This window comes from Floridaenema flaviceps BLCC-F50, assembly GCF_041929275.2.
In the GTDB taxonomy this organism is placed as follows: Bacteria; Cyanobacteriota; Cyanobacteriia; order Cyanobacteriales; family Aerosakkonemataceae; genus Floridanema; species Floridanema flaviceps.
The window spans coordinates 2017181-2031202 of sequence record NZ_JBHFNR020000001.1; the positions used below are offsets into that span (position 1 = coordinate 2017181).

General features: G+C 39.5%; 13 protein-coding genes. 7 read left to right on the forward strand and 6 right to left on the reverse strand.

The window, feature by feature from the left end; genetic code table 11:
• Positions 1–132 precede the first annotated feature (132 nt).
• Entirely contained in the window at positions 133–444 is a 312-nt protein-coding gene (locus ACE1CI_RS09660; RefSeq protein WP_193979772.1) for a hypothetical protein, read from the reverse strand.
• Positions 445–637: 193 nt separating this feature from the next.
• Here ACE1CI_RS09660 and ACE1CI_RS09665 point away from each other — a divergent pair, with 193 nt between their 5' ends.
• The 4 genes from ACE1CI_RS09665 (at position 638) to ACE1CI_RS09680 (ending at position 2290) form a co-directional block, all read left to right on the forward strand.
• Positions 638–1357 carry a DUF8692 domain-containing protein gene (locus tag ACE1CI_RS09665; RefSeq protein WP_413267522.1) on the forward strand — a complete coding sequence of 240 codons (720 nt, stop codon included), beginning with the start codon at positions 638–640 and terminating at the stop codon, positions 1355–1357.
• Between the two features lie 160 nt (positions 1358–1517).
• Positions 1518–1748 carry a RelB antitoxin-like protein gene (locus tag ACE1CI_RS09670; RefSeq protein WP_413267521.1) on the forward strand — a complete coding sequence of 77 codons (231 nt, stop codon included), beginning with the start codon at positions 1518–1520 and terminating at the stop codon, positions 1746–1748.
• Positions 1745–2014, forward strand: a complete 270-nt coding sequence (locus ACE1CI_RS09675; RefSeq protein ID WP_413267520.1) for a type II toxin-antitoxin system RelE family toxin — start codon at positions 1745–1747, stop codon at positions 2012–2014. The genes ACE1CI_RS09670 and ACE1CI_RS09675 overlap by 4 nt, the downstream gene beginning before the upstream one ends.
• A gap of 66 nt (positions 2015–2080) precedes the next feature.
• A complete protein-coding gene (locus ACE1CI_RS09680) occupies positions 2081–2290 on the forward strand; it encodes a hypothetical protein (RefSeq protein ID WP_413267519.1) in 210 nt (69 codons plus the stop codon).
• A gap of 43 nt (positions 2291–2333) precedes the next feature.
• Here the strand turns inward: ACE1CI_RS09680 and ACE1CI_RS09685 are convergent, their stop codons facing one another.
• Positions 2334–4001, reverse strand: a complete 1668-nt coding sequence (locus tag ACE1CI_RS09685) for a purple acid phosphatase family protein (protein ID WP_413267539.1) — start codon at positions 3999–4001, stop codon at positions 2334–2336.
• A gap of 173 nt (positions 4002–4174) precedes the next feature.
• Between ACE1CI_RS09685 and ACE1CI_RS09690 the strand changes: the two genes are divergently transcribed.
• Both ACE1CI_RS09690 and ACE1CI_RS09695 read left to right on the forward strand, forming a co-directional pair.
• Entirely contained in the window at positions 4175–5668 is a 1494-nt protein-coding gene (locus ACE1CI_RS09690) for a CIA30 family protein (RefSeq protein WP_413267518.1), read from the forward strand.
• 251 nt (positions 5669–5919) lie between these two features.
• The gene (locus tag ACE1CI_RS09695) at positions 5920–7329 is read left to right on the forward strand and encodes an LCP family protein (RefSeq protein ID WP_413267517.1); all 1410 of its coding nucleotides are present in this window, start codon (positions 5920–5922) and stop codon (positions 7327–7329) included.
• Positions 7330–7410: 81 nt separating this feature from the next.
• On the opposite strand, the gene ACE1CI_RS09700 is transcribed toward ACE1CI_RS09695, so the two are convergent.
• The gene (locus tag ACE1CI_RS09700) at positions 7411–8490 is read right to left on the reverse strand and encodes a peptidoglycan-binding domain-containing protein (protein ID WP_413267516.1); all 1080 of its coding nucleotides are present in this window, start codon (positions 8488–8490) and stop codon (positions 7411–7413) included.
• Positions 8491–8591: 101 nt separating this feature from the next.
• The gene (locus ACE1CI_RS09705; RefSeq protein ID WP_413267515.1) at positions 8592–9578 is read right to left on the reverse strand and encodes a peptidoglycan-binding domain-containing protein; all 987 of its coding nucleotides are present in this window, start codon (positions 9576–9578) and stop codon (positions 8592–8594) included.
• A gap of 489 nt (positions 9579–10067) precedes the next feature.
• On the opposite strand from ACE1CI_RS09705, the gene ACE1CI_RS09710 reads away from it, so the two are divergent.
• The gene (locus ACE1CI_RS09710; RefSeq protein WP_413267514.1) at positions 10068–10952 is read left to right on the forward strand and encodes a YihY/virulence factor BrkB family protein; all 885 of its coding nucleotides are present in this window, start codon (positions 10068–10070) and stop codon (positions 10950–10952) included.
• A gap of 102 nt (positions 10953–11054) precedes the next feature.
• On the opposite strand, the gene cphA is transcribed toward ACE1CI_RS09710, so the two are convergent.
• On the reverse strand, positions 11055–13679 hold the full coding sequence (cphA, locus tag ACE1CI_RS09715) for a cyanophycin synthetase (RefSeq protein WP_413267513.1): 2625 nt from the start codon (positions 13677–13679) through the stop codon (positions 11055–11057).
• A gap of 144 nt (positions 13680–13823) precedes the next feature.
• Positions 13824–14021, reverse strand: a complete 198-nt coding sequence (locus tag ACE1CI_RS09720; protein ID WP_413267512.1) for a hypothetical protein — start codon at positions 14019–14021, stop codon at positions 13824–13826.
• Position 14022 lies beyond the last annotated feature (1 nt).

Here is a 14022-nt window from a genome sequence, read left to right on the forward strand (position 1 = left end):
GGTTACTCACAAAAAAATTCCCCGCAAAAAGCAGGGAAATTCTTTATATGAAAGGCAGAAGGCAGAAGGAAAGAAAGGATAAAGGTTATATTTCTCCCCTGCCCCTCTGCCCCTCTGCCCCTCTGCCTCTTCTCAAGTAGCTTCAGCAGTTTTCGGTTTAGGTACATTCACCGGACTAGTGCGAGTAGTTTCCTTGGCATCAATGGGTTTGAATTCAATGTGGTTTAATAAAGTGGTGACGAAGGCAAAAAGTAAGAAAGGCAGGGAAAGAACTACAATTAATCCCACAGCAGCTAAGGCGTAAATTTGCCGACTAGTACTCCATAATGCCAAAGCAGAAGCTAAAGAGAGGAAAATTACAATTAACCAAACTACTATTTGACCGTAGATATCGCCAAAGGTAAGAGTGCAGACCATCCGATACTTTTGTATCTCATTAGCCATGATGCGATCCTCGTAATATTGCTATAAATTTCTACGTTAAAGTTTGAATTAGGGTTTGGTTGATTTTTCAAGATTTTTTTAAATATTTGCAATAGAACTTTACAATTTGTTGACCTTTGTCAGGAAATAAAATTAATTAAAGTAGATAAACGTATCAATTATTACTGTAATTTACTTAAAGGATTTACCGCAAATGATTTTATCCCATCCAGCTATTATTAAGCGCTACAGTAAATTAGGCTTGTTTAGCTTAATTGCGATCGACACCATCTTCGCGCTAATCTATTTGATAAGTGCTGTAACTACAGGCAAACCTTTAGGGGTTTTTGATTTCGATCGCCAATGGTCAATCCCTGTAGTATATTCTGCAATTCAACTTCTGGCAATTGGAATTTGCTTAGTAATTGCGGCTTTCCGAAAAAAGCGTTCTGCACCGCTTCCTTCCCGTTGGTTCCTCTTAGCGGTAGGTGTAGGATTTCTCGATTTATTCATCGAAAAACTGTTTAAATTCCACTCTTCGGAATTACCAAAATTCCTCAATTCTTTAGATTGGATGCCTCGATTTCCCGGTGGAGGTGGTGCTTGGATATTTGTCTATGTACCCGCAGGAACTATCATCATCTTGCTTGGTTATCGGGACATAATAGCACTTTGGAAAGCTTATCCAAAAGGAACATTTATTACAGTATTAGGAGTCGTCCTTTCTTTTGCTGGCGGAGTATTTCTAGATTTTATCTATTACTTGTTTTTGCAAGTTAAATTCGCTCAGATGGCAGAAAATGGCAACTCATTAGCATTGATTTTATCTACTTTAAAAATCACCATTGAGGAATTTTTAGAAATGTTTGGCGAAAGTATAACTCTCTACGGTTTGAGTTTGTTTTTAGTCAAACGATTAGAACGCAGTATTTAACTGATAAACCGGACTTTGCTATAATGGAAACTATTATACTTACAAACATTATGTATAGAGATATTGGCGTTGGCAGGTGAAACTGGCGACTAACTAAGAAACTGGGTTTATGCCATAATTAAGGTATTCTTACCCTAAAGGAAAGGAGAAAAAGAAAATAATGAATGACTTAGAAGTTAGATATATCACAGATTCTTATGGCAATCAAACGGCGGTAGTGATTCCCATTGATTTATGGAGGAAAATTCTACCGGAAGATAGTCAATCCATCGAAACAATAACTGAAAGTATTGAAGATTATTGCCTTAATAAAGCCATGAATGAGGCGAAAGAAACTCCTCTGCTCAGTCGGGAACAAGCTCTTGAATTTTTAGCGGAGGCGGAGGATTGAATATTGAGTATAGAACCCTATTTTTGAGGGATTTGAAGAAGCTGAGAAAACAAGAGATTTATTCGTCTATTTATGAATTAGTCTTTACAACTTTGCCAGAAGCGACATCTATTCAAGAGTTACCAAATGTTAAAGCCTTAGCTGGAACATCGAACCGATATCGTATCCGAGTTGGTGATTATCGGATTGGTTTTGAGGTCAATGAAGACGGGATAGAACTTATGCGAGTTCTGCACCGTAAGGAATTTTATCGGTATTTTCCTTGAGTAAAAAAGAGGCTCTGAGAAACTTAGGTTTCAAAATAAACAGTTAAATCACTAAGGAACAAAACTATGAAAGGGATTCAATTTGTTGTGAATGAAGCAGGAGAAAAGCAGGCGGTATTGATTGATTTAGCCCAGTGGGGTAAGTTGTGGGAAGATTTTTATGATTTGTTGGTAGCACATACTCGTCAGGATGAGGAAGAGGTTTCTTGGCAAGATCTTAAGCAAGAAATCGAGGCTCAAGCTAATGACAAATTAGGGTTATATTGTCCGTTTTAAAAAGTCGGCGGCTAAGGAGTTACGAGAGCTAGATATCGATAGTCTAAATTAAAATATAGAATTCATCAAATTTAATTACTTGAGAATTTGGTTCTCGCGTATCAAAGCAATAACTGCTAACTGTACCATTGGCAGTATCTAAAATACTAAAAACAGTGATATCATTACTGGCAATATATGGCATTGGTCGATCGCTTTCATCAACTAAAGGTGCAATTGTTGGTAATATTGGATCTAATCCGTTGGGGTCGCCAGTTGCCGCATAATTTTCGGAATTGTTAATAGGTACAGGTCGTTTGTTATTGCCTAAAGCTGCACCGTAAGAGTTACCAACGTTGGAAGTTTCTAGAAAGTTAACGCCACTGGAATTAATGAAACGATTCCATAAATGGGAATGTCCAAATAATACTAATTGTACTTTTGCGGCGTTGAGTAATGGTTCAATATCCCGAATTAAGTAATCTTTTTCTTTGGGATATTGATAGTGAATGGATTTAATTGTGCCATCGCCATCTCGATCGATTATTTGCACCGGATAGGTGAATGGAGGAACAACATTATCACCTAAAGAATGGGGAGGATGATGTAACATTACTACTTTATATTTTGCTTGTTTAAATTCGGGACTGTTTAATTCTTTTTCCAACCATTGATATTGAGGGCTACCTTGATGAATTGGCTCGAAAATATGTTGTCCGTATCCCCAATTTATAGGGTTGTTTAAATCGCGATCGCACTCCCGATACTTCCCCTTAATACTACTTGCAAGACTAGGACTGCGCCAAGCACAAGCAGCAAACAAAACTACTAAACGCACATCACCAATAGTAATTGCATAATATTTTTCACCGCCAAAACTATCATTAGGTAAAGTAAAAATTTCTTGGTAAGTATCGGTATTAAAAGAGTAATCTTTTAACCAGAGTTCTTCGGGAATCTCAGCTTTATCCTGATACATTTGTTTGGCAAGTTCTTGGGGAAAAGCATCATAAAATTGTTCGCTTAAGCTGCTTTCTAGGGAAAATTTACCCATAACTTCGTGATTTCCGATGGCGGGAAATATCGGCGCGTGTTGAATGATTTCTCCGCCTTTGTAAATAGTAAAAGTACCATTTTTTTCTAGTTCAGATTTAGCTTTTCCTTGCAAACAGGGGAAGAAAGCATTACCTCGGTTGTCATCAAACCATTCGGAAGCGCGATCGGGTACATTCACCAAATCACCTGCAAAGAAAACTGCATCAACTACGCCAATTGTTTCAGTTAGTTTTTGCAAATTAGCAGCAGTCATTGGTTTTAATTGATGATCGGAAGTCAGCAAAATTTTTAAAGCTGTTCCCGGTAAAGGTTTAGCTGCAAGAGTAAAAATTTCACTACTCACAATTTTCCCATCTTCCCTTTCACTCTTTACTCGATAAGGAACTCGTTTCCCTGGAATTAAATTAGTTATTTCTGCTTCATGTCGCCAAATATCGCGCACAACTGGTTTTTGATAAACTTGGTTTTCTTCGGTTTGTTCCCCAAATTTTGACTTTTGATCTTCGCGGGTGCGACTTAGTTTAATTGTGTTGGCGCTAACAATTTTGTCCAAGTCATAACCAAAGGTAACGGTGTGGCGAGAACCGGGAAATTCTGTAAACCAAACTACTCGAATCGAGTTTTCTGTAGGAAGTTGCAGAAATGGATCGGTTAATAGTTGCGGTTGAGATATCATCACGATCGGAAGTTAGCGACTAATGCTATTCTCTCAGATCCCCGACTTCTTGAAGAAGTCGGGGATCTTAGGGACTAATGCTATTCTCTCAGATCCCCGACTTCTTGAAGAAGTCGGGGATCTAGATTCATTAAAATAAAGGTGGGCGATCGCACTGAGAAACAGGATAGACTATGGCAGCAAATAATCGAGCACCTTGGGAATTTGGCAGATTTTTCCAAACTCTCACTTACTTTGAGGTAATTCCCTTTGTCAACTGCATTCAGAGGATATTTTCAGGAAATTTCAAGGAAAAATCTACTCAATTTAAGGGAGGAAAAAGAGTGGGAGTAGTATTAGTAGCTGGTGCAACTGGCGGTGTAGGAAAGCGCGTAGTAAAACGACTTCTAGAACGCGGATATTCAGTACGCGCCTTGGTGCGAAATGTGGAAAAAGCAAGAGAAATGTTGGGTAATAACCTCGAATTAATCGCAGGTGATATTACCAAACCGGAAACTTTAACGGAAGAAGTTTTCCAAAATATTACTGCGGTAATTTGTTGTACAGGTGCGCGTGTGCAACCTGTGGAAGGCGACACTCCTAACCGGGAAAAGTACTATCAAGGGGTGAAATTTTATATGCCTGAAGTGGTAGATTCTCCCGAAATTGTAGAATACCAAGGTGTGAAAAACTTGGTGCAAGCAGCTGCGAAATATTTAGGGAAACCTGACGAAAAAATAATTTTTGATTTTCGTAATGCTAACGATGATATCAAAAATGTTTGGGGTGCGATCGATGATGTAGTGATGGGTGGAGTTAGCGCCAGCAATATCCAATTAGTAGATAATACTGCTTTATTTGCTGGTAATGTTTCCACTGCTAATTCGGGAGGGTTCGCTTCCATTCGCACTCGCAATTTTGATACACCTTTAGATTTATCTGCTTACGAAGGTGTTGATTTGCGCGTTAAAGGTGATGGCAAACGTTATAAATTCTTTCTGCGTACCGACACCAAATGGGATGGAATTGGTTATAGCTATTCCTTTGACACGATCGCAAATACTTGGATCGATATTCGCATTCCTTTTGCCGATCTAGTTCCCGTTTTTCGCGCCAAAACTGTACCCGATGGCGAAAAGATTGATGCTAGTCAAATTCGTTCTTGCCAATTAATGTTGAGCAAATTTGAATATGATGGCGCACTCAATCCTAACTTTACTCCAGGCGGTTTTGCCTTGCAAATCGAAACAATTAAAGCTTACAATGGTGCGAGTTTACCTCAGTTTATCTTAGTAAGCTCTGCTGGTGTAACTCGTCCAGGTCGTCCGGGAATTAACTTAGAAGAAGAACCCCCAGCTGTGAGAATGAATGATGCGTTAGGGGGAATTTTAACTTGGAAATTGCGGGGAGAAGATAGCGTCAGAGAAAGTGGAATTGCTTATACAATTATCAGACCTTGTGCGTTAACTGAAGAAGCAGGAGGCAAAACTTTAGTTTTTGAACAAGGCGACAACATTCGTGGAAAAGTAAGTCGGGAAGATATCGCCGAACTTTGCGTACAGGCGTTAGAAGAACCAAAAGCTTGTTACCTCACCTTTGAAGTGAAAGAAACAGAAACCGCTTCCACTGGAGAAAATTGGCAAAATTTGTTTAATAGTATACAGCCAGATTTGCGATCGCCAATCTAAACCACTCCCAAAAACCGGATTTTGCCCGCAATTAGGCAAAAACCCGGTTTCTTCTTCTCTTCTCTTCTTCTGCGTTCTGGAGCGCCTGGAGCGGTTTCATATTATACTGTTACGCAATATGACATAATCCCTGTATAATGCTGTGACTTGACAAAAAAGGAAATTAGCCTTTTCATCTGTTCAAGTTAGTAAATTCAACTGACGCAATACAAGCAAGTCAAATTGCTTTTGGTGTGATAGGAGTGTTAAAAATGGATAGCGCAGAACCAATCAATAATGGTTCCGAGTCTCAGTCGGCTAATTTTCCATCAGAAACGGAGAAAACTTCTCCAGTTCAGCGATGGCAAACTTTAAAAACTAGCGCAGTAAAGCGAATTCAATCAGCTGCAAAAAATCAAAGTCTTTTGTGGGGTTTAGCATTTGGTGTAACAACCGCTGTTGCTGCTAGTTTGGGACTTACTTTGGGGATTTTTGCACCTTTACCTTTTGTCGCACCAGAACACCAAATGCGATCGCTAACTGATATTATCCAAAAGTTTGCCGTTCATAAAATGACGCGACCAATTAATATTTTAGTCATGGGAATTGACCGAGTTCCTGATGCACCGAAAGACTCACCTGCTGGTTTAAATGGTCGCAGTGATACATTATTATTATTGCGTTTAGACCCCAGCGATAACTCGGTGAAAATGCTTTCTATTCCCCGCGATACTCATGTAGACAATCCGTTTTTAAGTATTGATAAAATTAACCAAGCAAATGCTGATGGTGGTGCAGCTTTAGCCGCTGAAGTTGTTAGTAGAACTTTGGATGGTGTACAGATCGATCGCTATCTCAGAGTCACAACCGAAGCATTTCGTCAATTAGTTGATTTAGTTGGTGGGGTAGAAGTTTTTGTGCCGAAAAAAATGCACTATAAAGATGTCACTCAACATTTAGAAATTAATTTAGAACCAGGGTTACAAACTCTCAATGGAGCACAAGCAGAACAATTTGCGAGATTCCGTCAAGATGAAAATGGCGACATTGGTAGAGTCCAAAGACAACAGTTATTATTAAAAGCTGTCAAACAACGTTTAACAAATCCCAGTATTTTGACTCGCTTACCACAAATGATGTCAGTCATGAAAAACTATGTGGATACTAATATAAATTGGGAAGAAATGTTAGCCTTGGCAAATTTTGGGCTGAACTTGCAACAAACTGATATTAAAATGGTAATGTTACCGGGTCGATTTAGTGAAACGGGAGAGTTTGATGGCAGGAGTTATTGGGTGATTGATCGGGAGAAGCGCGATCGCCTCATGCAAGACTATTTCAGTGTAGAAGCTAAGGAAATTGCCACAGAGAATGATAATAATCCCAAAACTTCAGTTCGCATTGCCATTCAAAATGCCTCTGGTCAACCAAACATAACTAATAGCGCCGCTCAATATTTAAGAAAATTAGGTTTCCGCAATATTTATGTAATTCCTGATTGGCCCGAAAACCAAACAAAAACCCAAATCATTGTCCAAAAAGGTGATATTAAAGCAGCAGAAAAATTACAATCAGCTTTAGGAATAGGTAATATTGAACCTGCTTCTATTGGAGATATTAAATCCGATTTAACCCTGCGTATTGGTGAAGATTGGACACCATCCACAGCAGCTAATTTTTAAGTTCGTCAAGTTTGTTGTAACGACTTTAGTCGTTGCCTTGTCAGATAGAAGGACTAAAGTCCTCACAACGAACCTGTTTAATCAACCTCCATCGATCGACCAATGAGGCGGATCGTATCGCAAGTGAATTACACCATAAGTAGCGCCTACTTGCCAAAGAACAGTATTTTGATAACTAGTCCGAGGTTCACCAATACTAACTATAGTCCCTTGAGCATTTTTCACATTTAATGTTCCTTCCCAAGTAATTTCCCAATCAATTGCATAACCTTGAGTATGGCGAGAAACTAACGCCACAGGATTACTACCAATCCCATAAGCATTTGCCATATCTCGCGCCGCTTGCACAGAAGCAGCATTTGTATAATGTACCCAATCAATAGCTACGCCGGGATAAGAAGGCACATTTTGTGGTGCAATTTCTCCACGAGAAATCTTCACCGAATAGTGCATTAAATAAGCCCTTTGTGGCGGTCGATAAACACTAGCAATTACTATTTTGGCACCTGCTGCCCGTAGTGCTTGCTCAAATGCTTCGACTCTTTGGCGAAATGGTGAAACTAAATCAGCAATTGTATTTCTACCAGGAAAAAAGTTTACCCAATTAGCACCACTTAATTGTTGTCTTAATCTTCTTGCATATTCGGTAATATTATCTAAAGCTGCTGGCAAATCTGCGCCTAATTTCTGTTTAGTTGTTGGGGAAAGAGTTTGTTCTAATCTAGGACGAAAATTGATATCTATCTTTTTGTAAGTTTCGCCTAATCCTTCTACACTCGTCGTGCCAAAATCACCATCAATTGCTAATGGGGGAACCAAAGAGCCTATCACATTTAAACTTCGCTGCAAATCTCTAATTTCTGTTATCCCAAAATTGAGATAACTTAAAATCATATTAGCAGTACGATTAGGCACAAAAAATAGATATCCCTGTTCTAAAGCTTTGCGATAGGTTGTAGTATCTACCACTCCATTTACAGGTAAATTATTTCTTTGCTGATAGTTCCGAGTGGCTGTATCTGTTACAACACCAAAAGATCCATCAGCTGCCCCAATTGAAAAATTTTTGAACTGTAAAAATTGCTGCCAAGCGCTGACATAAAGCCCTGTCGAGCCTTTTCTAATTGTTTCTAATTTTAGAACATTAATATTAAAAGCCATAAATCAACCTTACTAGATCTTGGATTTCCTCCCAAATTATCATAAAGAGAGGATTTATTTGCCAATTCCTAACGAGAAGACTTGGGAGGATAGCTTAATAGTTATGCCGGAGGTAAAATCAATCTCTTGAGGACTAATTCTTGATTATCTAAAAATGGATTCATTTGGTTTAAATCGTATAATCCGTTTTTAATATCTCCCGCATATTGACGCATGAGAACTTTACAGGGAACTGGGGTAGCTACTCTAGCTTGGTTTTTGTCCCAAGGGGAAATTAGAGCCTGATTATTCCCGTAATGAGCCACCCATAAACCATGACATTGTGCGCCAGATTTCATGGCTGTACTCAGGTTTTTAGTAGTAGTACTATCTGCTGCATTCAGGTAAACAGCAGGCAAAAATCTGACCCTAGTACTGCTTTTAATTACCGCTGTTGACCAGCCTATATAAAAACCGACAGATAAAGGATCTATTGGTTCCACGTCTAGGAAAAAATACAAGCCGTCTACTTGTATGGAAGCTAAATAACTTTCTCCAAAAGTGTTTAAAAGATCTCTCGCATGAAGACTACCTAATTGTTCTCCTACTTGTTGAGTTTCATCTACTCTATTAGTTTGGCGAGAGATGGGTAAAATTCTAATTCCTGCATTTCGGAGAATTTGATTTTCCGTAGCCCGGAAGTATTCTCCAGAACTAAGATTACCTTGGAAATATCTGCCCCAAAAACGTGGAAGAGTGCCCATAAGTTTTTGAGCTTCTGGAATCATAAAAGCTTGCACTCTTTGCAAACTATCAGCACCAGCCATTCCTCTTAGAGTTAAGGAACTAGGCCACTCTGGTATCCAGCCAATTATTTTTTTGTGTTTATCAAGATTAGTCCAAGTAATACTACCAACAATGCCATCTACCTTAAGACCGATATTTTTTTGAAATCTGTTAACTTCTGCTAATGTTTGGGAGCCAAAATCTCCATCTAAATTCATTGGCCCATAGCCACATCCATTTAACTGATCTTGCAGAAATACCACCCAATCTCCTTTCATTCCTTGTTTTAGTAGGGGGCGGTTTTGGGGTTCAACTCTCAGCATAAATTTTGTCCCACTAGAACTATAAACGACGTTTTCACGCTAAGTCCATATATCTTGTTTCTGCACTCATTTGAGTATACAGAATAATTGCTCGATTTTGTTACAAAAATTCACTGAATAATACAGCCAAACTCTAGTTTTGTAAATAATCTAGCTAGGAAGAATTTACAATTTCTCAGAGTTTTAGGGGTGTGGTATGACACCCTACAGTCTCTAATTTTCTGGAGCATTGTTGATTAGTTAGTAAATTTTTTAGCATTAATATGCTGAGAAAAGGCAATACAAACAGGCATTTAATGCAGAGAAAGTCTATTGTGCAAGTGTTTTTATTGAACAGTTTCCTTAAAGGATTTAATGTATGTTTAGATACGATAGTTTACTTAACTTCCCGAACTGAGGAACTGAGCCAATGCGGTCAGTACACTAAAATAAAGCTTTAATTGTGCCTCAAGTTCAGTCTAAACTAAGGTGGAAATCTTTGATAAAACAATGCTGTTAACTCGATTTTTCCGGTTTTTTAAGTACCTTAACTTTGCTGTTGTGCAGGAAGTCCTAAAGCGCACTTTCAGTCAGAGATTACCAGGTTTAGCTGCTGAAATGACTTATCACCTGATGCTGTCTTTGTTTCCAGCGATTATGGCATTTCTAGCAGCAATTGGTTTATTTAATCCCTTAAAAATTACTTTTCAAACTCTGTTAATTAGAGTGACGAAAGTTGTACCAGATGCAGTAGCATTTCTCCTGGGTGGCTTTATTCAAGAAGTGCTGAGAACTGAAAGTCAATCATTATTTTCTCTGAGTTTTTTCTTTTGGATTTGGTCGGCTTCTGCGGGAATGAGTGCGGGAATGTATGCGCTGGATAAAATACAGCGAATTCCTCAAGAAGAGATGCGACCTTTCTGGAAAGCTAGATTAGTTTCTATAACGCTAACAATAGCAACTATGTTTTTATTGATTAGTGCTGTAGCGTTAGTATTTATTACTGATTATTTGGTAAATTTTGCTGCTAGTCAAAATACCTTGATGAGATTTGATATTTTAAGATTTTGGCAACGCTTAAGTTTACCTCTGGCTTTAGGAATTGCGGCGTTAACGATCGCTTTTATTTACCGTTTTGGCTCTAGTCGTTGGATTGCGGGAACTCCCATTTTACCAGGGGCAATTCTCGCTACATTAGCATGGGCAATTCTGTCTCAAGGGTTTAAAATTTATGTCTCTAGTTATGGAAATTTTAATCGAGTTTATGGTGCTGTGGGCGGTTTTATAGTGCTACAGTTGTGGATTTATCTCAGTTGTTTGGTGTTGCTAATTGGCAACGAGTTAAACATTACTGTTGGGGAAGCAATGCAGCGACGAAAAGTGTTAAAAATGTAGATTAGCTTGGTTTGTGGTAAGTAGGGATCGGGAATTAAAATAAGGTAGGTACGTTGTTGCGCTTTAGCGCTAATAAGAGCGCCCAAGCGCAACAACGTACTGCTAGATCATGACGGGTTGTTTGAGTAAATCTAAGGCGCGATCGACTTTATCGGGCAAAATTACGACTAAACTATTTTCGGTAGCTTTGAGTAAAGCTGTTTCGATCGCTGTTTGTTCATCCAAAATAATTTCGTAGGGAAAATCGGGCTTTTCTTGAGTAATTCCTTCCCGAATTAAAGCGGCAACTTCCCCTCGATTACGACCGCGATTATCCTCATCTTCCTTAATAATAACTCGGTCGAAAATTTGGGCAGCTAACATTCCTAATTTCCGCAAATCTTGCTCACGGCGATCGCCTGGTGCGCCAATTACACCGATGCGTTCTCCTGTTGACCAATTCCCCACAAATTGACCTAAAGCTTGATAACCAGCTGGGTTATGAGCATAATCTAATAAAACCTGAAAATTTGCCCAACTAATTAAATTCATTCTTCCGGGAGTTTGTTCCACTGAAGCGCGGAAAGTTCGTAAAGCGGTGCTAATATCTTCCACTTTCACGCCTTGCACATAAGCAGCAAGGGAAGCAGCTAAAGCATTGGCAATCATGAAAGGTGCTTTTCCGCCCAAAGTTAAGGGAATATTTACCGCAAGTTCGACTTGAATTACATTTTCGCCGGAAAGGAAACATAAGTAACCATTGTCATAAACTGCGGCGACTCCACCATTTTTGATATGTTCCCAAATTATCGGATTCCAACGATCCATTGAAAAGTAAGTTACTTTCGCTTTTTGGCGATCGCTTTTTGCCATTGCTGCTACTAATGGATCGTCAGCATTTAATACTACAAAACCATTGGGACTAGTTGCTTCTGCAATCACACTTTTAACATGAGCCATGTCTTCTAAAGTGTTAATATTATGTAATCCCAAATGGTCGTCGGAAACATTCAAAACAACCCCAACATCGCATTGAGAAAATGCTAAACCAGAACGCAAAATCCCACCTCTAGCTGTTTCTAAAACTGCCACTTCTACCGAGGGATCTTGCAATATTAATTGGGCGCTTTGTGGGCCTGTATTATCTCCTGGTTCTGCTAAGAAATCACCGATATAAGTGCCGTCGGTGGTGGTGTAACCTACGGTTTTTTTGGTTTGGCGCAAAATATGAGCAATTAAGCGAGTTGTGGTGGTTTTGCCGTTAGTTCCTGTGACTGCGACAATGGGGATTTGATGGGGGCGATCGAGCGGATATAACATATCCAAAATTGGTGCAGCAACGTTGCGCGGTGTGCCTTCGCTTGGTTGCAAGTGCATTCTTAATCCCGGCGCTGCATTGACTTCAACAATTACGCCATCTACTTCGGTTAATGGGCGAGAAATTTCCGGGGAAGTAATATCAATTCCGGCAATATCTAAACCGATAATTCTTGCCGCTCTTTGAGCGATCCAAACATTTTGGGGGTGAATTTCTTCGGTGCGATCGATCGCAGTTCCCCCAGTACTCAAGTTAGCAGTTGCTTTTAAATAGCAGATTTCTCCCTTTTCCAAAATGCTATTTAAACTTAATCTTTGTTCGGCTAAAAGTTGTTCGCTATGTTCATCAATTGTAATCCGAGTCAGGATATTTTCATGCCCATCACCCCGACGAGGATCTTTGTTGACTTGGGCGATTAATTCCGCAATTGTCGATCTACCATCTCCGACAACATGGGCGGGAACTCTTTCCGCAACGGCGACAACTTTGCCGTTAATTACTAATACGCGGAAATCCCGTCCTTTGTAATATCTTTCTACCAAAACTCCGCCGGATTTGGATTCACTTTTTGCCAAATCATAAGCGGATTCGGCATCACGCCAAGAGTTAATATTTAAAGTGATTCCTCTGCCATGATTGCCATCTAAAGGTTTAATTACAATGGGAAAACCAATTTCTTCAATGGCATTTTCTAATTGGCGCAAACGGTAAATTACTGTGCCTTTGGGAACTGGCAAATTTGCTTCCCGCAACATTGTAATTGTGCCTTCTTTGTCGCAAGCGAGTTCAGTTCCTAACAAGCTGGTGTTACTAGTTTGGGCGGCAACAATGCGTCGTTGATGAATGCCGTAGCCTAGTTGAACAATACCTCTGGCTGGTAATTCTGTCCAAGGAATTTTTCGGGCTTCGGCTTCTTTCAGAATAGCTTCAGTGGTTAAACCAAGGGATGTTTCTGCTTTTAATTTTCTTAAATCTTCTAAGTCTAATTTTAGTTCTTTTTCGGGATAGTAACCGCGATCGATAATGTTTTCGACTAATCTTAATGCGGCTTTTGCGGCATAACGACCTGCGGCTTCTTGGCGATATTCAAATATGACGCGATAAACTCCTGGTTTAGATGTGGAACGGGCGCGACCAAATTTAACCCGTATTCCGGCTAAGGTTTGTAATTCTAAGGCAACGTGCTCGATAACGTGCCCCATTAATGTGCCTTGTTTAACTCGTTTGAGGAAACCTCCGCGATGTCCCGGTGAGCAAAAGTGTTCTTCTAAACTAGGTAAAATTTGGATTAATCCTTCATAAAATTCGGGAATCTCGTTTGAATAAATTTCGTTCATTTCTTCGAGATCCAGCCACATTTCAATTAGTTTGTGTCGGTTAATACTCCAGTAGTTTGGCCCTCTTAGTGTTTGCAGTTTAATTATTTTCATACTCTGCTCAAACTCGCTTGCTTATTATTACTTAAGCTTCCTAAATTTTCTTGGTTGTCGTCGTCCTACAATAGGATCGCCCGATCGGGTGATTCAGAAATTTAGATCCCCGACTTCTTCAAGAAGTCGGGGATCTCAGGGGTGTTAGTCGTCAGGAAATTGCCAGCAAAGAATATGTTCGACTTCTGTACTTCCACAACTACAGGTTTCATAAGTGGATGCTACCCATTCTTTGTGACAGTGACGACAGTGGCAGAGAATATTATGCAGGTTGGCAATAGTAATTTTCATCTGCCATTCTTGGAGTTCATCTGGGGTTAATTGGGGATTATTTTCTGGCATT